20 protein-coding genes and 3 pseudogenes are annotated in these 25,506 nt (G+C 39.7%); 1 reads left to right on the top strand and 22 read right to left on the bottom strand.

From position 1 onward, the window contains the following. Positions 1 to 56: 56 nt before the first annotated feature. The 19 genes and pseudogenes from BFM96_RS04185 to BFM96_RS04095 all read right to left on the bottom strand — a co-directional run bounded on the left by BFM96_RS04185 (position 57) and on the right by BFM96_RS04095 (position 21,103). Complete coding sequence (locus BFM96_RS04185) at positions 57 to 1,313, bottom strand: ISL3 family transposase (protein ID WP_068990719.1); 1,257 nt, start codon at positions 1,311 to 1,313, stop codon at positions 57 to 59. A 246-nt stretch (positions 1,314 to 1,559) separates the two neighbouring features. Beyond that, a complete protein-coding gene (locus BFM96_RS04180; RefSeq protein ID WP_068990716.1) occupies positions 1,560 to 2,915 on the bottom strand; it encodes a bacteriocin secretion accessory protein in 1,356 nt (451 codons plus the stop codon). Positions 2,916 to 2,928: 13 nt separating this feature from the next. Then, a complete protein-coding gene (gene comA, locus BFM96_RS04175; protein WP_068990713.1) occupies positions 2,929 to 5,082 on the bottom strand; it encodes a peptide cleavage/export ABC transporter ComA in 2,154 nt (717 codons plus the stop codon). A gap of 1,205 nt (positions 5,083 to 6,287) precedes the next feature. Continuing rightward, on the bottom strand, positions 6,288 to 6,998 hold the full coding sequence (locus BFM96_RS04165; protein ID WP_068990706.1) for a PoNe immunity protein domain-containing protein: 711 nt from the start codon (positions 6,996 to 6,998) through the stop codon (positions 6,288 to 6,290). 140 nt (positions 6,999 to 7,138) lie between these two features. Next, positions 7,139 to 7,246 (bottom strand): annotated as a pseudogene (locus BFM96_RS10810) (16S rRNA (uracil(1498)-N(3))-methyltransferase); the annotation flags it as partial. Positions 7,247 to 7,258: 12 nt separating this feature from the next. Continuing rightward, entirely contained in the window at positions 7,259 to 7,489 is a 231-nt protein-coding gene (locus BFM96_RS04160; protein ID WP_068990704.1) for a GlsB/YeaQ/YmgE family stress response membrane protein, read from the bottom strand. 14 nt (positions 7,490 to 7,503) lie between these two features. Further along, entirely contained in the window at positions 7,504 to 8,748 is a 1,245-nt protein-coding gene (locus tag BFM96_RS04155) for an aminopeptidase (protein ID WP_068990700.1), read from the bottom strand. Positions 8,749 to 8,774: 26 nt separating this feature from the next. Next, complete coding sequence (locus BFM96_RS04150) at positions 8,775 to 9,452, bottom strand: LemA family protein (protein WP_068990697.1); 678 nt, start codon at positions 9,450 to 9,452, stop codon at positions 8,775 to 8,777. 261 nt (positions 9,453 to 9,713) lie between these two features. After that, entirely contained in the window at positions 9,714 to 14,105 is a 4,392-nt protein-coding gene (locus tag BFM96_RS04145; RefSeq protein WP_068990695.1) for a PolC-type DNA polymerase III, read from the bottom strand. Between the two features lie 135 nt (positions 14,106 to 14,240). Then, positions 14,241 to 14,540, bottom strand: a complete 300-nt coding sequence (locus tag BFM96_RS04140; protein WP_068990691.1) for a hypothetical protein — start codon at positions 14,538 to 14,540, stop codon at positions 14,241 to 14,243. A gap of 27 nt (positions 14,541 to 14,567) precedes the next feature. Continuing rightward, complete coding sequence (locus BFM96_RS04135) at positions 14,568 to 15,227, bottom strand: DUF6287 domain-containing protein (RefSeq protein ID WP_145939707.1); 660 nt, start codon at positions 15,225 to 15,227, stop codon at positions 14,568 to 14,570. Between the two features lie 172 nt (positions 15,228 to 15,399). Then, a complete protein-coding gene (locus tag BFM96_RS04130) occupies positions 15,400 to 16,320 on the bottom strand; it encodes a helix-turn-helix domain-containing protein (protein ID WP_068990686.1) in 921 nt (306 codons plus the stop codon). A gap of 103 nt (positions 16,321 to 16,423) precedes the next feature. Then, positions 16,424 to 16,819: a hypothetical protein gene (locus BFM96_RS04125; protein WP_083201740.1), complete on the bottom strand. Its 396-nt coding sequence runs from the start codon at positions 16,817 to 16,819 to the stop codon at positions 16,424 to 16,426. 275 nt (positions 16,820 to 17,094) lie between these two features. Then, positions 17,095 to 17,322, bottom strand: a complete 228-nt coding sequence (locus BFM96_RS04120; protein WP_068990683.1) for a hypothetical protein — start codon at positions 17,320 to 17,322, stop codon at positions 17,095 to 17,097. 56 nt (positions 17,323 to 17,378) lie between these two features. Further along, on the bottom strand, positions 17,379 to 18,032 hold the full coding sequence (locus tag BFM96_RS04115) for a DUF6287 domain-containing protein (protein ID WP_068990682.1): 654 nt from the start codon (positions 18,030 to 18,032) through the stop codon (positions 17,379 to 17,381). 386 nt (positions 18,033 to 18,418) lie between these two features. Then, positions 18,419 to 19,339 carry a helix-turn-helix domain-containing protein gene (locus BFM96_RS04110; protein ID WP_068990678.1) on the bottom strand — a complete coding sequence of 307 codons (921 nt, stop codon included), beginning with the start codon at positions 19,337 to 19,339 and terminating at the stop codon, positions 18,419 to 18,421. Between the two features lie 103 nt (positions 19,340 to 19,442). Then, positions 19,443 to 19,958, bottom strand: a complete 516-nt coding sequence (locus BFM96_RS04105; protein WP_068990676.1) for a hypothetical protein — start codon at positions 19,956 to 19,958, stop codon at positions 19,443 to 19,445. 223 nt (positions 19,959 to 20,181) lie between these two features. Beyond that, positions 20,182 to 20,394: a hypothetical protein gene (locus tag BFM96_RS04100; protein ID WP_068990673.1), complete on the bottom strand. Its 213-nt coding sequence runs from the start codon at positions 20,392 to 20,394 to the stop codon at positions 20,182 to 20,184. Between the two features lie 55 nt (positions 20,395 to 20,449). Next, positions 20,450 to 21,103 (bottom strand): DUF6287 domain-containing protein, encoded by a 654-nt coding sequence (locus BFM96_RS04095; RefSeq protein ID WP_068990670.1) that lies wholly within the window; start codon positions 21,101 to 21,103, stop codon positions 20,450 to 20,452. A gap of 368 nt (positions 21,104 to 21,471) precedes the next feature. Here BFM96_RS04095 and BFM96_RS04090 point away from each other — a divergent pair. Beyond that, positions 21,472 to 22,026 (top strand): annotated as a pseudogene (locus tag BFM96_RS04090) (transposase); the annotation flags it as partial. A gap of 193 nt (positions 22,027 to 22,219) precedes the next feature. Here BFM96_RS04090 and BFM96_RS04085 read toward each other — a convergent pair. From BFM96_RS04085 to BFM96_RS04075, 3 genes and pseudogenes are all read right to left on the bottom strand, one after another. After that, positions 22,220 to 22,477 (bottom strand): annotated as a pseudogene (locus BFM96_RS04085) (helix-turn-helix domain-containing protein). Positions 22,478 to 22,651: 174 nt separating this feature from the next. Next, positions 22,652 to 24,040 carry a PTS transporter subunit EIIC gene (locus BFM96_RS04080; RefSeq protein ID WP_068990668.1) on the bottom strand — a complete coding sequence of 463 codons (1,389 nt, stop codon included), beginning with the start codon at positions 24,038 to 24,040 and terminating at the stop codon, positions 22,652 to 22,654. 7 nt (positions 24,041 to 24,047) lie between these two features. After that, a complete protein-coding gene (locus tag BFM96_RS04075; RefSeq protein WP_068990667.1) occupies positions 24,048 to 25,376 on the bottom strand; it encodes a glycoside hydrolase family 32 protein in 1,329 nt (442 codons plus the stop codon). Positions 25,377 to 25,506 lie beyond the last annotated feature (130 nt).

Below are 25,506 nucleotides of genomic sequence, written 5' to 3'. Positions count from 1 at the left end.
CTCATAAGATAGAAGAAAAAGTCGGCTCTTTGTCAACTGTAGTGGGTAGATGTCAGCTAACATCTAGAGAGGACCAACTTGGTCTTCTCTTTTTTGATGTTTAAGGCAATCAAAATCCGCTTTTTGAAGTTTTCAAAGTTCCTGAAACCAAAGGCATTTCGTTTAATGACTTTGATAAGATTATTGGTAGCTTCCAATTTAGCGTTGGAATAAGGCAATTCCAAAGCGTTTAAAACCTTGTCCTTATCCTTTAGAAAGGTCTTAAATACCGTCTGGAAAATAGGGTTAACAGTGGCTCTTTCTTGCTCAATTAGGTCAAAGAAATGCTCTGAGTTCCTCTCTTGGAAATGGAATAAAAGAAGTTGATAGAGTTCATAATGTTGTCGTAACTCATCTGAGTAGGATAGGAGCTTGTCTAAGATTTCCTTATTGGTCAAATGCATGCGAAATGTAGGGCGATAAAATCGTTTATCACTGAGTTTACGGCTATCTTGTTGTACCAGTTTCCAGTAGCGTTTTAAGACACGGTATTCCTGGGATTTTCTATCGAATTGATTCATGATTTGTATGCGGACACGGTTCATAGCACGAGCTAAATGTTGCACAACGTGGAAGCGATCCAGCACGATTTTAGCATGAGGAAAAAGTTGTTTGGCTAGTTGATAGTAAGGGCTAAACATGTCCATAGTGATGAATTTAACGCGGTTTCTGACCTGTCTAGGGTATCTCAGAAAGTGATTTCGGATGGTTGCTTGCGTTCTTCCATCAAGGATAGCGATGATGTTATTTGTGTCAAAATCTTGAGCGATAAAGCTCATTTTCCCTTTCTTGAAGGCATACTCATCCCAGGACATGACTTCTGGAAGCTTATCCCAATCCGTTTCAAATTTAAACTCATTGAGTTTTCGAATAACTGTAGATGTAGAAATGGAGAGTCTGTGTGCGATATGTGTCATTGCTTGCTTTTCGATGAGTAATTGTGCGATTTTCTGGTTGACAGCGACAGATATTTGATGGTTCTTCTTAACAATAGGAGTTTCAGCGACCGCCATTTTCCCACATTCCTTGCACTTGAAACGACGCTTTCGAAGGCGGATAAGTAGTGGGTAGCCAGCAGTTTCTAAGTAGGGGATTTTAGAGGCTTTCTGGAAGTCATACTTAGCCATTTGTCCCTTGCAGGAAGGGCATTTAGGGGCTGTGTAATCCAAGTGACCGTGGAGTTCTAAGTGTGTTCCCATGTCGCATTCATTAGTGATCGTGATATTTTTGTCTTTCATTTTGAGAAAATTTGTGATAAGATTTAGTTGTTCCATATGATTCTTTCTAAATGATAGTTTCTTCGCTTTTCATTATAGGTCATATGGGACTTTTTTTTCTACACTGAAAAAGGTTCCATAATCTCCACAGTGGATTTACCCACTACAGATATTATAGAGCCAAAAAGTCTCAATCTGGGGAATTTTCTTCTATCTTTTTTCTATCATCAACAAAAGCTCCTAGAGACAGCAATCGCCTAGTCTTCCTAAGAGCTTTTTCTTATAGATATTCCTAGCAGTCCTTCATGACTGATTCAAAAACTTGTCTTTATAGTAATCAAAGTAAGTCTTTTGTCCTGTAATCATGACCAAGCGTCCTTCTAGACCATATCGCAGAGTAGCTGCCTCTTTTTTTGTGAGGGTAATTTTTACTTCAATCTTGAAGAAATTTCCTTTCTCTGTCTTTGTCGCACTGCTATCAATGCTAGAAATAGTAGATGTTAGGCTCATTTGCTTATTGGCGTCATCGACAGTCGTAAAGCGAACTTTATCCCCTTCTTTGATACTAGAGATGTCCTTCGAGGAGATATAGCTGGTGATTTTTACCTTGCTATTTTCTACTAGATTTGGGTAAAGCTGGGCTAGGAGGGTTCCTTCAGGAACCAGACTAGAGCTTTTTGTTTCGGGGTTGAGGTGGATAATCCCATCTTCTAGGGCGAGGATTTCTCCTTTTTGAGTTAAGCCTGCTTGAATCTTGCTATTTCCTTCAACTTCCATAATTTTTTGTTCGAGTGCTGTCATTTCTTGACCAACCCTAGCTAGATTTTGCGCTTTGAGAGATTCTAGCTGGCTAGGAAGGCTCCCAGAATAAGCCTGTTGAGCTCCTGATCCTGCATATTGCAAGCGATAGCCAGATAGGGCAGATTCTAATTGACTGATTTGACCATCTACTTGCGCCAGGTATTGACTTTTGAGCTGTTCTTGAGAACCATCGGTTACTTGGGCACTGTAGGCTTGGTAAATCTCATAGCCACTTGTTGTGGGGTCTAAGCTAGCCCCTGTTTGGATAGCAGATTTAACTGCTCGATAATCTGCAATCTTGGCATTGGTTTCATTGATAATGTTACCTAGTTCTGCTTGAGAATTACTTGCGGCTGCGTTTTGAGAAGCAATAGTGGCATTTTGTTGCTCCGTATTTGCACTTAAACTAGCTGCTTGATTAAGATAGTCTTGAAAATTTTGTTCATAGCCAAATTTATCTGCTGCAGGAAATTGGCTAGATCCAGATTCAAGACTGGCTTTGAGTAGTTCTAACTGGCCTTTTTGTTCTTTTAGGGTTTCTAGTTGGGAAGAAAGGGTTGCTTGTTGCGCCTGTTCTCCTTCTAGCTTGTATTTGACAAGTACTTGCCCCTTTTTAACAACTTTATTTTCTTCTAAATGGTTTTCAATAATAGCGTTATTGCTGGTTGATTGGATATTAACTAAAATGCTTTCAGGCTCAATACTAGCCCCTGCAGAGATAGTCAGCTCTTTCTTGGCTAAAAAAGCAAAGGATAGAAGAAAGAGTAGGAGGACAAAGGCTGGCAAAATCACACGGCTTGAGAAATTATGGTAGCGACGGTTGTAAAACTCAGCACTTTCTAAAAATTGTTCGTTCATCTTCTTCTCCTTTCTAGCTATTGACCAAGTTGGCATAAAAACCATTTTTCGCCAAGAGTTCTTGGTGAGTTCCTTGTTCGATAATTTGTCCTTGATTGAGCACCACTACATGTTCTGTTCGCTCGGCAATGGTCAAACGGTGTGCAATAAAGATGAGTGTCTTATCTAGAGCCATGAGATTATCGACAATCCGTTTTTCAGTCAGAATGTCGAGGCTACTGGTCGCCTCATCAAGAATCAATACAGGAGCATCGGTCAAAAGAGCACGTGCCAGGGCAATCCGTTGTCGTTGACCACCAGAAATCCCTGCCCCATCTGAAGTCAATTCTGTTTGGTAATTGAGGGGCATACGCTCAATATCTGCTCGAATCTCAGCTAGTTCAACTGCTCGTAGAATGTCTTCTTGCGTTGTTCCTTCTTTCGCCCCTAGGAGCAGATTGTCTAAAATGGTTCCATTAAAAACATAAGGCTGTTGGGGCAGATAGTTGATATGTTGCCGTAGCGCATGCTTGTCAATCTGATTGAGGTTGATATTGTTGAGTGTAATTTCTCCCTTTGAAGGATCGTAGAAATTCACAATCATTTTGGCTAAGGTTGTTTTCCCAGAGCCAGAAATGCCAACAAAGGCAACCTTACTGCCGTGTTTGATAGATAAATTGATATCAGATAAGACATCTTTCCCATAGCCGTATTTATAGCTGACATCTTTAAAATCAATATCTCCAGCCACCATACTCAGGTCTTGCACAGTCTTTTTATCGGCAAATTCGGACTCCACCAAATAGACCTCATTCAAGCGATTATTAGCCACTTGGGCAGTCTGGAGTTTGGTTTGGAGATTGATGATATTTTCTAATGGATTGGTAAAGTAAATGAGTAAGGTATTGTAAGTAATCAGCTGCCCTAAGGTCATTTGATTATCCATGACCAGAATCGCTCCCATCCAAAGAATAGCAACATTTAAAAGGAGCTGAGCTACTTTTTTCAGAGCCTTCTGTTGGCTCTCCGCTCGGCTATAAGCAAAGGATTTTTTGAGATAATCGACAAATTCCTTATCAATCTTTTGATAGCGATGACTCTCGCTGGTCAAGGATTTAATGGTTTCAATTCCGTTAATATCCTCGATGATAGAAGAGGAGAGCACGGCATTAGCTTCCATAGTATCTCGATTCATATTTTCAAAAGGTTTCATAAAGGCAAAGATGATAACGGAGTAAATAGGCAAGGCCAAGAGACTGATAAAGAAGAGATGGATGTTTTGGGAGAAAAGAACGACTGAGATAATGAGCACCGTTGAAACGTCCAGAAATATGGATAAGATAGTAGAGGCTAGAGCGTCAATGATACTATTTGCGTCGGTAAAACGGGAAACAATCTCCCCAGTCCTACGAGTCGCAAAAAAGGACATGGGTAGATGAAAGACATGTTTGATATAAGATAGAATCACATCAATCGACAAACGTTGCCCCAAAATCAAGAGCAGATAGTCCTGAGCATAGGCGAGCACCTGTTGCAAGATATAGACGATGACAAGCCCTAGCGAAATCATTCCCAAGGTATTTTTCATCTGATCCGGCACATAGGTATCAATAATGGATTGAAGATAGTAAGAGCCGACAATATTGATGAGAGTGACTAGAAAGGTAGCAAGAATGATATTGGTAATCAACCCTCTTTGTTTGGTAAGAATCGGCAAGAAAGAGAGAAGCCCATTTTTCTTCTCTTTGTGTGGTTTGTATTCAGGTGTTGGAGCAAGAAAGATGGTGACCCCTGTCCATTCTTCTTCAAATCGTTTGCGAGGGAGTTTGGTGATTTTAACGGCAGGGTCTGGATCAGCAATATGAATGGATTTTTTGTCTTGGCCAATCACGACGTAATAATGAAGAAGTTTACCTTCTTTGAGCACATGGGCAATAAAGGGATAGGTCAAATCTTCCATGTCAAAGAGGGTCATATCTGCCTTAAGAGCACGTGTTTCAAAGCCAAGCTCTTGAGCGACCTTGACCAAGCCAAAGGCAGTCGTGCCTTCCATAGTAGTCTTTGCCATTTCACGAAGACTGGCAAGAGAGTATCTGGAACCATAAAAACCAAAGACCATAGCAAGTGAGGCAACCCCACAATCCCGACTATCTACTTGAGGACGATAATGCCGTTTTCCAAACTTCATACGGTGCTCCTTCTAAAAAATAATAGTTCTATGTTACCGAATTTTTCTCCGTTTGACAAGAATAAAAAACTCTGCCTAAACAGAGTGTGTGACTATCGGTGCTCTTATCCTGAAAATCCTAAAATAGAAAAAGCTATCTTAGCTAGAGCATTCCTGAATGAGGAACTTTGTACTTATATAACAACATCTTCCAACTGCCTACTGTGCTTTTGATTGAATTCTTTCACAGTTCGCGAGAAGATACGACAGTAGCAATAAGTAGGCTATCCAATGTAAAGAGCATGCTCTCCTTCTTGGAACATAGCATGGACATCCTTCATCGTTATTTGATAGAACTTGAAAATATTAGCCAAATAGATTTGGCACATCTCTACAGAATGCAAAGCTAATCAACTAGAACACCGGAAAAACATTTCATAGATAAGCTGGCAAACAGTTATCACAGTAATGCTTGTAGAGAGTTCTATCCCATGTATAATATCTATCCTTGGTGCAAGTTTCAGCTACTATTTTTCTAACATTTTATTATTAAAATAACTCAAAAATAATAGATAGAATTGCAAGAAGTAAATAGCATCACTAGTTTATTGACATCTTTCACAGATATTTTACTTGCAAAAAGTAATTTTCACCACATTGATTACGATTTTATCTATTCATGTTAATATATTTTTAAATTCCTTCTCAAAAATATGTCAATAATTGACGTAAATCTATTTGATTAATGGATGGATAACAATCTCAATGTCAGTTTCTTTAACAATCTTACTAGACAGTATTTTTAATCCCTGTCTAAATGGTACTTCTGAGATAACAGTTTCATCACTCGAATTAATAAAAAGAATATGGATTTTACCTACCTGCTTTCCATCAACTTGATAAAGTTTTTCAGGATATTTTGGTAATAATAGCTTATCGTCAGAATCTCGAATAGGAAATACACCTAATATTTCTGAAGTATTCTCATAAAAAACAGGTTGCAAAGTAATCGGTTTTTGAAATAATTTTTTGAACGTCTTTAATACTCATGTAATTTCAAAAATAGCCATTCGATTGTGCCGACCTCTTTATTGTTAGATTTTGGTCTAACTTTTGTGGGTCACATCAGATGTATGCATGATTATATTTGTTTAAAAATGAAACAGTTTCAGTAAGTCTAATAGGATGATTTTTTAGTAGATGAAAAATACAGGCATAAAAAATAGCTAGTTTGCGTTCGAACCATCTAAGAAAGTCGCAAAATGTACTAAATCATAAGGATAATATTTATGGTCTTTGAAAGAATCATCGGGTATCTTGAGTATTTTTACCAGTGCAGCAACTTCAAAGGACCAATATCCAGTATATAAAAAACCTGTATCTTTGTGTGAGCCCCAAAAATATGTTCCTCTCATTTTATTATACCAATTTTGTAAATAGTCCATTGTTTTTTCTTTCTTATCTAAAGTAGATGAATTATAAATATTAAACAAGCTATCATAATTTTCTAAAAAATCTTCTAAATCAACTTTGGACAAAATCTGATACTCTGACAAACATAAGGCAATAAATCCATCTATGATATTTCTATTATCCTTAATCTTATTTAGTAAGGTCAACTTTTCTTTAGGAATATTAAGTAACACACCTAACGCAACGAAATGTTGAATGTCAATATTAATATCAGGAGTGAAAATATCTATAAAATCATCAAACAATTTTAAATAAGCTTGCTTTATATCATCTAGAGAGTCTCCTCTTGAGTACATAATTTTGAGCTGTTGGAACTTCCAATTGAATAGTCGTATTGGAGCTATTTTACGAACTTTATCTTTAACTGTGTCCTGACATATGGAATCTTCTAAATTACTAATTTTTTCATTATAATGGTTATATAAACTATCAAAGTGAGTTTTATCAAATAGTGAATCTCTCATGCTAACCTCCTTCCTTGGATGAAGTCGCACTAACAGGTCGCTTATGAGTGTGACCCAGTTCAAGAACCTCACCGTATGCCTTATTTCCATTGCCATCTACAGCTTCCACTGGAATTCTAGACTTATTAGGTCCAGGGTCAGAGCTGACTTGCACCTAACTCTGTCGTTTTCTGGGCAAGAAATTCTAATTTGTCCCCTTTTGGAAAACCGCAGGCAATCATTACCTCAACCGGTAATTCCACTTGGTCTAGCCTTTTTCATCAACGTTCTCGCCGCCAAAAAAGAGCGAGTAGTAACATAGCCCCCAAAATTGACGGTACAATAGCGGTACCTGCCATTTGCGGACCCCAGTAACCAAAGAGGAGTTGGCCGATCCAAGCTCCCGCCCAACCGAGCAAGATTTTTCCGATACAGCCCATACGCTCTCCACGATTTGTGATGGCAGCTGCCAAAAAGGCAATCAACCACCCAATCAACATGCTTCCTATCATCTTTTACCTCTCTTTTAAATCGCCCAATCACCATTACGGAAAATTGGCACGACCGTGCCATCCGCACGAATTCCGTCAACATTCATCTGATTGGAGCCAATCATAAAGTCAACATGAACATCCGAACGATTAAGCCCTGCCTCTTTTAGGGCTTCTTCACTACCAAAATTTTCCCCACCTTTGACACTAGTTGCATAAGCTGCCCCAATCGCCAAGTGGTTGGACGCATTTTCATCGAACAAAGTGTTAAAAAAGGTAATGCCAGACTGAGAAATCGGGCTCTTATCTGGGACCAAAGCTACTTCTCCAAGACTTCGTGCACCCGTATTTTCAAAGACTAATTTTTTCATGACTTCATCGCCTTTTTCAGCCGTAACATCGATGATTTCGCCATCCTTAAAGGTCACTTTAATGCCCTCGATAATGTTGCCGTTGTAGCTGAGAGGTTTGGTTGATGTCACATAGCCATCCGCACGACGATAATCTGGTGCAGAAAAGACTTCCTCTGTCGGCATATTGGCAATGAAATACTCTCCTTGAGCGTTGAGGCTGCCTGCACTTTCCCAGACATGGTTTTTCGGCATACCAAGGGTCAAATCAGTCCCTGGTGCTGTGTAGTGTAGGGCGTCAAATTGCTCTTCGTTCAAGATTTTTGCTTTTGCACTCAAGGTCTCCTCATGAGCCTTCCAAGCAGCAACAGGATCTTCTTCATAGACGCGACAAGTTTTGAAAATTTGATCCCAAAGTAAGTCCACTGCTTCCTCATCTGAAGCAGCATTTGGAAAGACCTTCTTGGCCCAAGCAGTTCCTGCCGCTGCAGCTACTGTCCAGCTGACTTTATTGGCTTGTGTTGCAATGCTAAGAGGTTTATAGGCTAAACTCATCGCACGCGTGGCCTTGGCTAATTTATCCGCATCTACTCCTGCTAAGGCATCTGGATCAGCCGAACGAACGCCCAGACGACTTGCTTTCTTGTCCATCCAGTAATTCATTTCTGCGATACGGTAATCAGGGACTGTTTCCAATCGCTCCAAAGGCATGTGCAACATGTTTTCACGTTTAATCACATCATCTGCCCACTGTAAGATCACCTCATGAGCCCCGTGAGCATACGCTTCCTTGACCAAGAGACGTGCCAATTCTGCTTGGTCTACATCAATGGACAGAACCACTGTATGACCTTCTTGAACATTGATTCCATTGGAAATCAATAATTTTGCATATTTTGCTAAGTTTTCTTTAAAGTTTGGTAATACCATTTTTGTCTCCTTTTTCTGTTTACTTCTTAAATTCCTAACATATCATCTGTGAATTCTTCATCCACAGAGAGGACGTAGTAGTCCTTAGGTTTTATCTTACACAATTTTGCGACCAGATTTGTCGGAAATTCATGCAACTGTACATTAAAATTTTCCACATCTTGGTTGTAGGTAAAACGGAACTGGGCTAGATTATTTTCAGTATTGAAAATCTCTTGCAACAAACGTTCCACATTTTTATTTGCCAACAAATCAGGCATCTCTTCCAAAAATTGACCAAATTCTGCCGATGACTCAATGGTTGAGCCCTTCAGATGGTGCTTAACCTCTTTTTGGTATTCCTTGCCAGAAACCTTCGCCACATCAACAATGGTCTCCTTTTCACGGTCTTGGTGCTTATCGACAAAACGATTGGCCTTGTCTAAGAGCTGCTTATTTCGCTCTTCATAAATGGTGATATTGCTCTTACTATTCTCCAAACGTTGCTCTAAAAACCGCAGATGATTGTACTGCAAGCTCACTATCAAGATAATCGTTGTCAGCATGGCTAAACTCGGGATGGCAAACGGAAAAGGTTCCCAAGTCTGATCTTCTGGAAAGCCCGCTGGTGTGAATGTGCTAAAAATCAACATCCACACAAAGGCCGCCAAAATAAATATCCCTAAAAAACTCAATAAAATCACAAAAGGATTTCTCTTTTTCATCTATTCTCCTATTTTCTTTTTTTATGGTGGAAAAAACTTTTTTTCAAGACAAGCTTACCCTTACCGCACTAATGCAATAGACCATTGAATGGCTTGTTTGAAAGTCTTATTTTATAGACTAGAGGCTTCAATTTTTTCTTTTACTCTATCAAACTCACAATCTGATTAGCCTAGCTTGCACCCTAAAAAATTAAGGCACGACGAGAGGTTACGCTAGAGAGTGAACAACCTCAGATTTTAATTGTTGACGAGCATTACTTTCTAGAAAAAATCATCAAACAAGCTGAGTTGGTTATCCTCTGGTAAATCACCCAGAATCCCCATCTCGTTCATTTTTTCAACAAGGGTCACAGACAAGCCCCCTCGTTTGCGTAATTCTGTTTTGGAAAGAAATTCTCCTTCTTCTCTGGCACGAACCACTTGGCGAGCTACGTTTTCACCCAAGCCATCCATCGCAGAAAACGGTGGAATCAAGGTATCTCCTTCAATCAAAAACTCCGTTGCATGGCTGCGATAGAGGTCAATCTTCCCAAATTTGAAGCCACGTTCCAACATCTCATTGACAATTTCAAGGGTCGTATAAAGGTCAATTTCTACGTTACTGGCTTCATTATTCTTACGTTTTTCTGCAATTTCTGCCATGCGACGTTTGACGGCCTCCAGCCCACTTCCCATGGTCTTGACATCAAAAGCCTTGGCACGAATGGAGAAATAAGCACAGTAATAATAAATCGGATGGTGAACCTTAAAATAGGCCACGCGCAACGCCATCATTACATAGGCCGCCGCATGGGCTTTGGGGAACATGTACTTGATTTTTCCACAGGATTCGATGTACCATTCCGGAACCTTATTTTCCCTCATCGCAGCAATGTAGCCATTGCGCTCCTCCTCAGAAATCTTAAGCCACATGCCTTTTCGCACTCGCTCCATGATGTTAAAGGCCATCTTAGGAGCTAGGCCGGCATGCATGAGGTAAACCATGATATCATCCCGACAGCCGATTACGGTTGATAGGTCTGCAATCCCTTGCTTGATTAAATCCTGGGCATTGCCGAGCCACACATCCGTTCCGTGAGAAAGTCCCGATAACTGAAGTAATTCTGCAAAAGTCGTTGGATGAGTTTCATCGACCATCCCTCGGACAAAGTTGGTTCCAAACTCTGGAATTCCCAGCATGCCTGTCGAAGTCCCGATTTGCTCAGCTGTCACCCCCAAAACCTCTGTTCCAGAAAAGAGGGCCATGACACCTTCGTCATCCATCGGAATTTCATTGGGATCAATCCCTGAGAGGTCTTGGAGTTTTCGAATCATGGTCGGGTCATCGTGTCCGAGAACATCTAGTTTCAAGACGTTTTCGTCAATATCATGGAAGTTAAAGTGGGTTGTCTGCCATTCGGCTGTCACATCATCAGCTGGATATTGGACAGGGGTGAAATCATAAACATCCATGTAATTTGGAATAACAACAATTCCTCCTGGGTGCTGACCAGTCGTTCGTTTCACTCCCGCGGCACCTTGAGCCAGACGTTCGACTTCCGCATCTCGGTAGAATTTATTGTAATCACGCTCATAGCCCTTGACAAATCCATAGGCTGTTTTTGCCGCTACCGTACCTACTGTTCCTGCCCGAAAGGCGTATTCACTACCAAAAATATCTCGAACATCCAGATGAGCACTCGGTTGGTCTTCCCCAGAAAAGTTCAAATCAATATCTGGCACCTTATCCCCATCAAAACCAAGGAAGGTCTCAAAAGGAATATCCTGCCCATTTTTAGAGAGCAATTCTCCACAAGTTGGACAGTTTTTATTCGGCATGTCAAATCCCGAACCGTAAGAACCGTCCGTGATGAACTCACTATATTGGCAGTGTTTGCAGACATAGTGAGGCGAGAGAGGGTTCACCTCTGTAATCCCAATCATGGTCGCCACAAAGCTGGAACCAACCGACCCCCGAGAACCAACGAGATACCCCCGTTCGTTGGAGCGTTGCACCAACATCTGGGAAGCCAGATAAATCACAGCAAAGCCATTTCCCAATATCGAAGTCAATTCCTTTTCAATCCGTAAATCCACAATGTCTGGCAAGGGATTGCCGTAGATTTCAAAGGCCTTTTGATAGGTCAGCTCAGCAACGGTTTCCTCAGCTTTTTCAATAAAGGGAGTATAAAGATCGCCTTTGACTACCTCGATGGGTTCAAACGTATCTGCCAAATCGTTCGGATTGGTAATGACGATTTTTCGAGCCAAGTCTTCGCCTAAAAAGGCAAATTCATCCAACATTTCATTCGTCGTTCGAAAATGTGCTTTGGGCAAGGGAGCTGGTTGGGCATTTTCCCCATGGCCAATGGTCCAGTTAATCGTCGCCCCTTGACCAAGACTGCGTACGATTATTTCTCGATAAATCTCTTCTTCTGGCTCGATATAGTGTACATTCCCTGTCGCAAGAACGGGTTTGCCTAAGCGATTTCCCACTTCAATCAAGCTCTGAATAATCGTGTGGACTTCTTGCTCATCCTTGATCTGCTCCTTGGCAATCAAAGGAGCATAAATGGCCGGTGGCATGACTTCGATAAAATCGTAGTACTTGGCGACCTCAACAGCCGCATCCACCCCCTTTGATACCACTGCATCAAACACTTCACCTTCTGAGCAGGCAGAACCCAAAATCAGCCCTTCGCGATACTGGTCTAGCACCGTTCTAGGAATTCTCGGTACCCCTTCAAAATACTTGGTATTGGATAAGCTTACTAATTTGAACATATTTTTTAAGCCCGTTTGATTTTTCACATAAATCGTCGCATGCTTAACTCGGGCTTTTTTGTAGGAATTTTCATCGACCAAGTCCGTATTTAAATCTTTGAGATTGGTCACTCCATATTTTTCTGCCACATCACGCAAAAAGATAAAGAGCAAACGTCCCGTAGCTTCCGCATCGTAATTGGCCATGTGGTGGTGCTCCAAGGCAACTTGGAAACGCTTGGTTAAGGGTCCTAGACCATGCCGTTTGAAGTCTGGATAGAGGTTTCTAGCGAATTCCAAGGTATCGATAACTGGCTGAGTAATCGTCGGCAAACCATGCCGTTCGTAATTGACATTCATAAAACCGACGTCAAAGGTCGCATTGTGGGCGACAAGGACACTCCCCTCGCAAAACTCTTGAAACTTCCGCAAGACTTCCTCTAACGGCTTAGCATTTTTCACATGGTCATCTGTAATCCCCGTCAAATCTGTCGTAAAAGCACTCAAGGGATGGCCTGGATTGATAAATTCATCAAACTCAGCGATGACATTGCCCTTGTACATCTTGCTGGCCGCGACCTGAATGAGCTTGTTATAGACCGCAGAAAGACCCGTCGTCTCCACGTCAAAGACCACATAAGTCGCCTCGCTCAGCTCCATATCCACTTCATGATAGGTTATCGGCACCCGATCCTCAACGATGTTGGCTTCCATACCATAAATCAGCTGAATACCTGCTTTTTTCGCCGCCTTATACCCATGTGGAAAACTCTGCACATTGCCATGATCTGTGATTGCTACTGCCTTGTGTCCCCATTTCGCAGCCGTCGCTACAATCTCCTCCACCTCAGGCAAGGCGTCCATCATAGACATATTGGTATGGGCATGAAACTCGACCCGCTTTTCCCCTTCTGGCATGAGGTCCTTGCGTTCATAGTGAACAACTTCTTGGATATCCTGCACATTCATGGTCAAATCACGGGTGAAATTGTTCATCTCGATATTCCCCCGCACTCGCAGCCAAGAATGTTTCTTAATCATGTCAAATTTCTTAGCTTCTTCTTCATTCTTGACCCATTTTTGAAGGACAAAGCTAGACGTGTAATCGGTCATTTTAAAGAGAATTAACACACGGCCAGTCCGTGTAATCTTTTGCTCCACATCAAACACCAAACCTTCAAAGACAATGCGATTTTCCTCTGTCTGAATTTCACTCATCGGTGTAATTTCAGCCTTATCCAACTTAGGTGCGGCAGGTTTGCGATTGGTAAACTCTGGTGTAAAGCTTGGCTTCTCCTCCACTGGTGGTGCCATCTTCTCAAGAGCAGCCATGGCTTCTAAAGTCTCTTCATTAGCTGCTTTTTGAATTTTTTCTTTTTCTGCCTCAAATGCGGCCACCTGCTGCTGGGTTAGCTGGTCATTTGCCACCACTTGGCAAACCAAATGCGGAAAACCAAACTGCTCCAGTTGTTTCGTCAGATTTGGCAGATGCGTTTTTCTAAAATGTTCCGTATCAATGGTTGACGGCCCTTCGATTAAGAGCTTCCCTTCTTTCAAATCTACTTTTAAATCCTGATAAAGACTTCGAAACCCCTGACTCGCACAAGGCCCCTCTTGAAAAGCCTCATGATAATAAGCTTGAAGCAAATCTGGAGTTAGTGCATCACTCTTTGCACGAATGGAAAAAATCGCACGATTGCCGGTCTTTGAAAACTGACTCTCGAGCCGCTCCTTTAACTCTCTGAAAATCTCAATCGGCAAAATTTCTGCAAACACAAAGCGAAACTCCCAAATCCGACTAACCTTATGGACCAGAACCTGTTCAATCTCCGCATGCAAAAAGGCCCTTGACTTTTGGAGTTCAAGTGGCATATCCAGCTGATTCATCAGTAATTGAAACTTATCTGTCATTCTTGCTTTCCCTTGTCTTTCTATGTTCTTCCATTTTACCATAAAAACCATCATTTTTCGAGAACTTGCTAGAAGCTCTCTAGCTCAGACTGATCGTGACCCATACAAAAAAGCCAGCAAGAAGCTGACTTCTGATTAATCTTCATAGATGTATTCTTCGAGATGTTCTTCCAAATAAACATCTTCGGGCTGGAGTATCATTTGTTTATCAAAAAAGTAGAGACGGCTGTCATGAGTTTCCACAAAGGCAAAACCAAGCAAGGTATCCTTTTCAAAAATACGATATATCTGGTCTTGATCTGTCGGATTTTCAATATAAATCCCCATAAAGCGATAGACTTTGTAGTAGGCAACAACCTGACAAGAAACGTTGTGAAGAGGAGTCGTAACAGCGTGTGGAAGAGAGTAGGCGACCGTTTTCGTTAAAATAATCATACACTCTCCTTTAAAAGATTGCTACTATCAGTTCATTCTGTAATATGGATCGTTATCCATATCGGCACCTTGCCCCATATAAATGGCATCTTGATCTCGTACAACCTTAAAGTAAGAACTTGCAACACCAGCTGGAACCACATTGACTGCCCAAGCTACGGAAGTGTGAGCCTCACCATCATCAAACAAAAGCCCATAAGAACCAACATAGACGCCATCTATCACATTTATTCCCTTCATGTCTTCTCGCTTCACTTTTTTATCACCAGCAAAGCTAGAGGACACTGGACCGCTCGCATCAAAGGTGACAATATTTCCTTCAGCATTTTTCCATGTTCCTGCAATACTTGAATAGTCTCCATTGAGAAGAGCATTGACATCTATTGTACTTTCTGAGGACGTTGGAACTGATGATGCTTCTTCTGTCTTTTCTTGGCTCGCACTAGCACTTGGCATTTTTTCTGTAGGAGTTGCTGCGGTCTCTGAACTAGCCTTAGTAGCTGAATCTTTCATCTCAGACTTTGTAGCAGTTTTTGACTTACTTGCTTTACTCTCACTTGTTTTTGCACTTTGCTCTACCGTTGATGAGCTAGAAGAGCTTTGCTTCTCTGTTTTTTGTCCGCAAGCGGTCAATAAAATAGAGACAGAAGCCAACGTAAACATTGATACCATTACTTTATTTTTCATAAGTTTTTCCTCGCTTTCTGTAACTATATGTTGTTTTTCAACACATTTTTGAAACATTCGAAATGTTTTTGTAACTTTATTCGTATCAACACCTCCCTTTTCATACCTTATCTAATAGACACCCTTATTCTACTCCTTCACGCATCAAAAAAACAGGACACGGATGTCCTGTTCAGTCTTGTGAACGGATACCAGTATCCTGTTCCCACTCTTCTTCTAATTTTCCGACTAAAAAAGGATTGCCAAATAGTTGAGCCAGGGTCTTGGCATCTCGATATAGTCCTACAGCTGTATCCCGATCTTTCTGGGCAAATAAAGCATACTTCCACTCCAGCATTAAGAGAATCGGTTTCTTTTGAAAATCCTGTGTTTCCTCCATGATTTCTCTAAGCATTGTCAAGGCCTGTGATGAATACCGAAATTCCTTGCGTAAACTTTCAACACAAGGAATCATAATCAGTACATCCCTCAATAAAAATAGATAGTCTTGGGCAATATTCGGTTTCATTTCCAGTAACTTTTGTGACAAACTGTAAAATAAATCAATATCAAAGTGAGTTTGAATGATATCTTCCTCATCTAACTGAAGAAAATATAGATTGAGTACCAATAAATGCCTCAATGTATAGCTTTCTTCTGTTATTAATTCATTGCGATAACGATAAAGAATTTCTTTTCCAAAAACTTGATTTGGAGAGATATAAGTATAGAATCCTGACTGTAAAATATCAATTATCATCTGTTCTTTCTCAGGTAAATTATCATAGTATCCCATTAGTTTATCCAGTAATTCTTCCATTTCTGCCCAAACTTCAGGATTCCCATAGCTCGTAGTTCGAATAAATTGATATTTGAGGTTTTGATACTCTTGAGGCAACGAAACCTCCTCTTTCCCCAAAAGATAGGCAACACTCACATCAAAGGCTTCAGACAAGTATTCTAAGGTGGCTAAAGTAGGCTGTGATTTGCCTGTCTCGAGCCTTGTCAACTGACGGACGGATAAGTGCTCTTCATCTTGGCACAGTTCTTCCTTAGTCAGTCCTTTTTCTACTCGTAAGTTTTTGATTCGTTTTGCAAATACCTCTTTATCCATAGAAAACCTTATCCTTTTTACTGATATTATACCACATATTCCCCATAGTATTGAAAAACAGCAAGAAAGTCATTCCTTCCCACTGTTTTCTCTACTGTGACTATCAGTGCTCTACATCTGAATAAGCGATGTAATACCGAACACCGTCATTTCCTACATAGCTATACCAGTAATCTCCATTTCCTTGCACATACTGATCCCAGTTCACCTCACCAGCTGGAAGCGTAAAGCCTGCACCTTTCCCCTTATCCATAGCAGTATAGACAGGAGTCTCTTCAAATAAAGGCAATGTGCCACCATCCTTTGCTTCATAGCCCCCTTTTCCTGTTTCTTGGGTTTGCTTTGAAGATTGAGCCGCTGTTTCTTCAGCTGACGCTCCCTCTTGTTCCGAAGAAGATGCGCTTGCTTTCATATCTGTATCTTGGGCATTTTCTTTTTTATTTTTCATCATTTCAGATGAGCTAGATTGACTTGATTTTTTATCCTTACTTTTCGCCATACTCTGCTCAATCCTTGATGAACTCGAAGAATTTGATTCTGTCGCTTTTTTCCGCAAACCGTCAATAATAGGTCACAGAAGCTAATGTCACTACGGATAGGATTGTTTTCTTTGTCATGTGTTTTATCTCGCTTTCTTCGCCATTATTATAATATTAATATTGTTTATAAACACGTTTTTGAAATATTTTTAACCAAAGATATTGCTTACCCATAGAATGCATTGATAGAAATTTCCTTTCCTAATCCCATAACACGCTACCAAGCACTATCAAATTAAAAAATCATCATGAAGCCTGTTCCTTCGTGATGATTTTTAATTTGATAGCAAGGGTGGTCCTCCATATCGGCATCTTGACCTCGTACAACCTTAAAGTAAGAGCTCGCTACGCCTGCTGGTACTACATTCACAGCCCAGGCTGCTGAAGCATTCTCTGAATCATCTTCAAATAGAAGTCCGTAAGATCCAACATAGACACCCTCTGTCACGGTATATCCTTGCATGCCCTCTTGCTTCACTTTGAAACAAACATAAAGTCTTGTCTAAACATATTGATTATTTAGTTGATTTTATAATAAGGATGATAGGTAGCATAAGCTGCATCCGTTCCAATTTGGATCACATCTTGATTTCGTGTCACATTATCCATCATAAATGTTACACCTCGAGGGATGACCATAAGAGGTTCACTCCCCATACCTTGTCCCAAACCAACGACAAACCAGCCACGTTCATCTACTCTAGGACTATCCAATGGCACTGAATCACTAGAATATGTCTCGCCCGTATAGACATTTTTTGTCACTACAGATGTCACGCCATTGGCGTCAAAGGTAATGGAACTTCCTACGTCATTTTGCCATGTCCCTGCAATACTTGAAAAATCTCCGTTTACCAGTGCATTGAGATCAATTGTACTTTCTGAGGACGTTGGAGCTGATGATGCTTCTTCTGTCTTTTCTTGGCTCGCACTAGCACTTGGCATTTTTTCCGCAGGAGTTGCTGTGTCTGAACTAGCCTTTGTAGCTGAATCTTTCATCTCAGACTTTGTAGCAGTTTTTGACTTACTTGCTTTGCTCTCACTTGTTTTCGTACTTTGCTCTACCGTTGATGAGCTAGAAGAGCTTTGCTTCTCTGTTTTTTGTCCGCAAGCGGTCAATAAAATAGAGATAGAAGCCAATGTAAACATTGATACCATTACTTTATTTTTCATAAGTTTTTCCTCGCTTTCTTTAACTATATTATAATACAAATTATGTTGTTTTTCAACACATTTTCGAAACATTTGTAATGTTTTTGTAACTTTCTTCGTATCAACACCTCCCTTTTCTTTTAAAACCTTATACTCATTTAATTTCAAAAATAGTCATTTTATCTAAACATATTTATTTTAACCTTAAAATGTAGAAGGCTAAATGAGTTAATCAGGATACTCTTTCAGCAAATGGAATGGACAGTAATAAAAAAATAGGTGATTTATATCTGAACCGTATAAGAGAGGAGTAAAAATACTAATTTTGATTTTTATTGAGTATTATCTAATAGACACCCTTATTCTACTCCTTCACCCATCAAAAAAACAGGACACGGATGTCCTGTTCAGTCTTGTGAACGGATACCAGTATCCTGTTCCCACTCTTCTTCTAATTTTCCGACTAAAAAAGGATTGCCAAATAGTTGAGCCAGAGTCTTGGCATCTCGGTATAGTCCTACAGCTGCATCCCGATCTTTCTGGGCAAATAAAGCATACTTCCACTCCAGCATTAAGAGAATCGGTTTCTTTTGAAAGTCCTGTGTTTCCTCCATGATTTCTCTAAGCATTGTCAAGGCCTGTGATGAATACCGAAATTCCTTGCGTAAACTTTCAACATAGAGAGGAATAATGAGCAAATCTCTCAACAAAAACAAATAATCTTCAGATGTTGTTTCATAAGCTTCCAACAACTTTTTGGTAATACTTCTTAATAATTCAATGTCAAATGTTTCTTTTATGGAATCCTCGGCTTCAATATGCAAACCATACAATTGTATTAGCAATAAATCATTTAAAGTATATTCTCTTTTCTCCAACAAATGTGGTAAGTATTCTTCCAATAAGGATAAGCCAAATTTTTCACCTTGAGAAGTGAAAGTATAAAGCTGAGATTGCAAAATATCCACTGCTAACTGTTCCTCTGCTGGCAAATCTTCATAAAATTCCAATAACTTATCCAGTAGTTCTTCCATTTCTGTCCAAACTTCAGGATTGCTATAACTACTCGTTCGAATGAATTGATATTTTAGGTTTTGATACTCTTGAGGCAACGAAACCTCCTCTTTCCCCAAAAGATAAGCAACACTCACACCAAAGGCTTCAGACAAGTATTCTAAGGTGGCTAAAGTAGGCTGTGATTTGCCTGTCTCGAGCCTTGTCAACTGACGGACGGATAAGTGCTCTTCATCTTGGCACAGTTCTTCCTTAGTCAGTCCTTTTTCTACTCGTAAGTTTTTGATTCGTTTTGCAAATACCTCTTTATCCATAGAAAACCTTATCCTTTTTACTGATATTATACCACATATTCCCCATAGTATTGAAAAACAGCAAGAAAGTCATTCCTTCCCACTGTTTTCTCTACTGTGACTATCAGTGCTCTACATCTGAATAAGCGATGTAATACCGAACACCGTCATTTCCTACATAGCTATACCAGTAATCTCCATTTCCTTGCACATACTGATCCCAGTTCACCTCACCAGCTGGAAGCGTAAAGCCTGCACCTTTCCCCTTATCCATAGCAGTATAGACAGGAGTCTCTTCAAATAAAGGCAATGTGCCACCATCCTTTGCTTCATAGCCCCCTTTTCCTGTTTCTTGGGTTTGCTTTGAAGATTGAGCCGCTGTTTCTTCAGCTGACGCTCCCTCTTGTTCCGAAGAAGATGCGCTTGCTTTCATATCTGTATCTTGGGCATTTTCTTTTTTATTTTTCATCATTTCAGATGAGCTAGATTGACTTGATTTTTTATCCTTACTTTTCGCCATACTCTGCTCAATCCTTGATGAACTCGAAGAATTTGATTCTGTCGCTTTTTGTCCGCAAGCCGTCAATAATAGGGCCACAGAAGCTAATGTCACTGCGGATAGGATTGTTTTCTTTGTCATGTGTTTTACCTCACTTTCTTTGCTGTTATTATAATATTAATACTGTTATTTGTCAACACATTTTTGAAATATTTGTAATTTTTTTGAAATATTTTTAACAAAAGTAATTCCCTATTCATAGAATGCATTGATAGAAATTTCCTTTCCTAATCCCATAACACGCTACAAGCACTATCAAATTAAAAAATCAGCATGAATCCTGTTCCTTCATGCTGATTGCTTTTTAATTTGCTCGATAGTAAGGGTGGTTCTCCATGTCCACACCTTGTCCCATATAAATGGCATCTTGATCTCGTACAATCTTAAAGTAAGAGCTCGCTACGCCTGCTGGTACCACATTCACAGCCCAGGCTGCTGAAGCATTCTCTGAATCATCTTCAAATAGAAGTCCGTAAGATCCTATATAGACACCTTCTGTCACGGCATGTCCTTGCATGCTCTCTTGCTTCACTTTGAAACAAACATAAAGCTTGTCTAAACATATTGATTATTTAGTTGATTTTATAATAAGGATGATAGGTAGCATAAGCTGCATCTGTTCCAATTTGGATCACATCTTGATTTCGTGTCACATTATCCATCATAAATGTTACACCTCGAGGGATGACCATAAGAGGTTCACTCCCCATACCTTGTCCCAAACCAACGACAAACCAGCCACGTTCATCTACTCTAGGACTATCCAATGGCACTGAATCACTAGAATATGTCTCGCCCGTATAGACATTTTTTGTCACTACAGATGTCACGCCATTGGCGTCAAAGATAATGGAACTTCCTACGTCATTTTGCCATGTCCCTGCAATACTTGAAAAATCTCCGTTTACCAGTGCATTGAGATCAATTGTACTTTCTGAGGACGTTGGAGCTGATGATGCTTCTTCTGTCTTTTCTTGGCTCGCACTAGCACTTGGCATTTTTTCCGCAGGAGTTGCTGTGTCTGAACTAGCCTTTGTAGCTGAATCTTTCATCTCAGACTTTGTAGAAGTTTTTGACTTACTTGCTTTGCTCTCACTTGTTTTCGTACTTTGCTCTACCGTTGATGAGCTAGAAGAGCTTTGCTTCTCTGTTTTTTGTCCGCAAGCGGTCAATAAAATAGAGACAGAAGCCAATGTAAACATTGATACCATTACTTTATTTTTCATAAGTTTTTCCTCGCTTTCTTTAACTATATTATAATACAAATTATGTTGTTTTTCAACACATTTTTGAAATATTTGTAACGTTTTTGTAATTTTATTCGTGTCAACACCTCCTTTTCCTACCTTATCTAATAGACACCCTTATTCTACTCCTTCACGCATCAAAAACATACTAAGATTAGTAGTGAGGAAATCTCCGACGGGAGAGAGTACTCACTACTTTTTCTTTATGTTAAAGTAGAGGTGTCTTGTTAAGTCGTGGGAGTTTTTGACGCTTGACGTCGTAATAAAAACTGGCAAGACACCTGTTTTAGAGAGAATGTTATCAAAGTATGTGGGACACTAGACGTTGAGTATTGAAAATGACATCACTCGTTAAACAGTCCTACTGTGCAGTCAAGAAAACCGCTCCAGTCATTGAAGAGGTCCGTTACTATGCACAAGAACTGTTAAGATTATCTGAACGCAGACAAGCTGTTCTGGACGAAATGGTAACTCTAGCCAAACCTTTTCCTGAATATGAGATCCTTCTCTCTATTCCTGAAATAGCGGAAACCACAGCGACATCTATCATTGGCGAGCTTGGGGACATTCGCCGTTTTCAGTCTGCCAATCAAATCAACGCCTTTATTGGGATTGATCTGAGACATTATGAATCTGGGAACTTCTTAGCCAAGGAACACATCACCAAACGCGGCAATCCTTATGCCAGAAAGATTCTCTTCAAATGCATTCACAACATCGCTGCAGCTAGTCACACGAATCCCTGCCATATCGCAGATTTCTATGAGAAACGAAAAAGACAATCGCAGATGACTTCAACTAAACCACACACGATTGCCTCTATACATCGTCTCATAAGGACAATGTATTACCTCATAACGCATAACAAACTTTACGATTATACTTCAACCCAAAATCAGTAAAGTGAGTATGCCATACTATTCTAACACCTTATTTTTAAAAAGGCTAGATAAGGTGTTCCTTTTGTGTACACTTTTATCGCTCCTTAGCACAGAAAAAGAGGGCAATAACCGACATTTAGCGATTGTCCTCAAAATATTTTCGCTTTAAAACCTTGGGATGCTTGACAAATGGTAGAAAAAGTCCCACCTAGAATTATTCAATTGTCAATGAACAAATCAGGAGGGAATATTTTAAATTATTCTTAATTCGATGGGGAAAGTCAGTTTGCCCTAACAAATAATCTGTACTGACATTATATAGATTTGAAAGTTTTATTATTACTTATGCCGTTAAGATACGTTCTCCTCTCTCAATTTTTGCATAAGCAGAGTGAGTAAACGAAAGTTTTTCGGCAACGTATTTTTGAGTGAAATCATTGTCTTCTCTCAAATCCCTTAGACGTCGGTACATCAATCTTTCTCCCAAGGAAAAGTATAGAGGTTGACTCGGGAAATATTGAAAAATTGTCCTAATTGGACAATTCATTTCTGAATGCAAAGCACTTCTCGAACTTAGTAAATCGAGAAGTGCACTCAAATTAAATTTATAGCAGTTTGATAGTATCTTTAATTGCTACTTGATATTCTACAAAACTTCATCTTTTTTATAACCAAACATCCAAGTTAGAGCAAATGCAGATGCAAATGCAATCAAGTTTGTTAGGATATAAAGTGGTAATTGTTCATTCAAGTACAGAAGTGTTCCAGGAATACCTGTCAATCCCAATCCTGTTGCTTTAAGTTGGAAGATTGATGCGAAGAATCCTCCGATACCACCACCAATCATTGACATAATAAATGGTTTTCCAAGACGTAATGTAACACCAAAGACTGCAGGTTCAGTAATCCCAAGAGCTGCCGATAAGGCAGATGGATAGGCTACCTGTTTCATTTTGTTTGAAACTGTCTTAATTGCAATTGCTAGAACAGCTCCTGCTTGAGCAACGTTACCACATGTCCCAACAGGATTTAGTAAGTTCCATCCGTCTTTCGCAAGCATATTGATTTCGAGAAGACTCAGAATATGATGGATTCCTAAAATACCAAGTAGTTGTCCAAAGGAACCATAAATCAAGCCTCCAAGACCAAATGGTAAAGTTAACAAGAATTCTACAGCTGCAAGAACGTAAACTTCAATCTCATGGAAAACAGGGCCGATGATAAACAAACCTAAGGCCAAACCACTTAAGAGTGTCAAGAATGGACGTAAGATTAAATCAAGAGAATCTGGAATAGTCTTTTTTAGCCATTTTTCAATCTTAGTTGTAACAACTGCAGTCATAAAGGCAGGCAATACAGATGCTTGGTAACCGACAACCTTAATAAATCCAAAGAAGATCATTGGCTCAGCTTCTCCTGACCCGACCGCATAAGCATTCGGCAAGATAGAGTTAACCAACATCAAGCCCAATACCATCCCAAGGATAGGTGTTCCACCAAAGATATTGAATGTAGACCAAGCTACAAGTGCAGGTAAAAATGCAAAAGCTGTATCTGTCAATATTTGAGTAAATTGAATTAATTGAACTGGTACATCAGCTGGTGTCAATCCAAAAACACCAAGAACTGCTTCCTGTGTCAAGAGCCCACGTAATCCCATAAATAAACCTGTGGCAACCAGAACAGGAATAATTGGCACAAAGACATCACCAAATATACGAATTGCTCGTCTAAAGGTCAGTTTTTCTGGTTCAGCTAACTCATCGTCAACTTTAGCAGTCATTGCTTGTCCAATTAGAGGCATAAATTCTTCATAAACTTTATCAACAAGTCCTGTCCCAAGGATAATTTGATATTGCCCTGAATTATAAAAACTACCTTTTACCTTATCCAGATTTTCAATAGCTTTTACATCTACTAAATCTTGGTTTTTAGTAATGATGCGTAACCGAGTTGCACAATGTTGAGCAGACTTTACATTTTCTGCACCACCGACATATTTTAATATTTCTTTTGCTGTAGTTTTATTATCCATTTTCTTCTCAACTTTCTAATTTTGAATAGGAAAGATTCATTTGATGCGAGGCACGAATGTCACATGAGCGTTTTTCTTGCTGTAAGAAATAACGCAAGGACATAACTCTCTCACCCTTGTTTATGAACAGTTCCATAGCAGAGCTGTCAATAAAAATTTGAAGTGCTGTCAGTTCCTTGAGCGGAATTGTTTTTGTATGCACCTGCTTGTCTGACCATGATTTTCTTGAAAGAATCAATTTCTGATGTTTGTATTCAAGAGTCACATTTTGGTCGAACAAGGCAAGTTCAATGCTTGATAGGCTCTTACTCCATGTCATATCAATGACAGACTGAGTAGCTAACTCCTCTGATTCATAAAGAACCGTTTCAAGCGATTCTATCTTCTTTCTACTTTGAAGAATTTCTTGGAGGGGCAGTTGGTAAAGTTTGCCATCTATCACCCTTAATTCTCTAGGCATTGTCAAACAATGGAGATAACCAAAGTCTTTTGTAGGGCAAGCCGCTTCTTCTTTAGAGTTCATACGGCTCATCCAGGCCCACATCAGCCGTCTCCCTTTGGGATCTAAAAACGTTTGAGGAGCATAGAAATCAAATCCATCATCCATTGGTTGAATCTCACTTGTAGGATAAAATTCATTATCTCTAATATCTCCCATATAATAGGCTGAATAACTTGAAATATCTGTATCACTTTCCAAATCGCGTTGTTGCGGACAGACCAGAAGCAGAGACTCTCCATCAAGCTCAAAATAATCTGGACATTCCGCCATTTGTTCTAGGTCCTCGGAAGTATAGAAGATACCTTGATAGTCCCACTCTTTACAATCAATGGATTGATAATAGGCTATCGCACCATATCCATTTTTAGTCTGACTGCCAACAATCATATGGTAACCATTTTGGTCAGACCATATCTTCGGATCACGATGGTGTTCTGTAAACTCTTCTGGTGTTATGATAAAGGAATTACTTTTTTGAAAAGTTTTACCATCTTCACTAATAGCTTGACATTGAAGAGAACGCCGACTCCCATCTATTTTACTATTACCAGTGTAAAATAGATGCATTTTATCTTCATTTACGATAGCCGATCCTGAATAAACTCCTGACAAGTCTTTATCAGAATCTGGAAGCAAGGCACTACCTTGATGTTTCCATCGTAATAAATCCTTTGATGTAAATAAACCCCATTCCTTATAATTATGATTGAGGTCAAAGCGATTCCATTGGTGAAATACATAATAGTTTCCTTGAAAATAGGTTAATCCATTTGGATCATTTAACAAACCTCTGGGAGGTTCAAGGTGAAAATGGTTTTTATATAGATTTTCCAAATATTACCTCCTAAATATATAAAACGCTTTCAACTAGTTGTTATGTATATTGTAGCGGATTAGTTTTAGCATTCATATAGAAAATCTAAATCAATTTATGGAAAAATCTAATATCGTCTGGTTTTTTATT

The sequence above is a fragment of the Streptococcus himalayensis genome, from assembly GCF_001708305.1.
GTDB classification, from domain to species: Bacteria; Bacillota; Bacilli; order Lactobacillales; family Streptococcaceae; genus Streptococcus; species Streptococcus himalayensis.
Note: the sequence above shows the minus strand (reverse complement) of the source record. Positions and strands in the feature narration are given on the sequence as shown.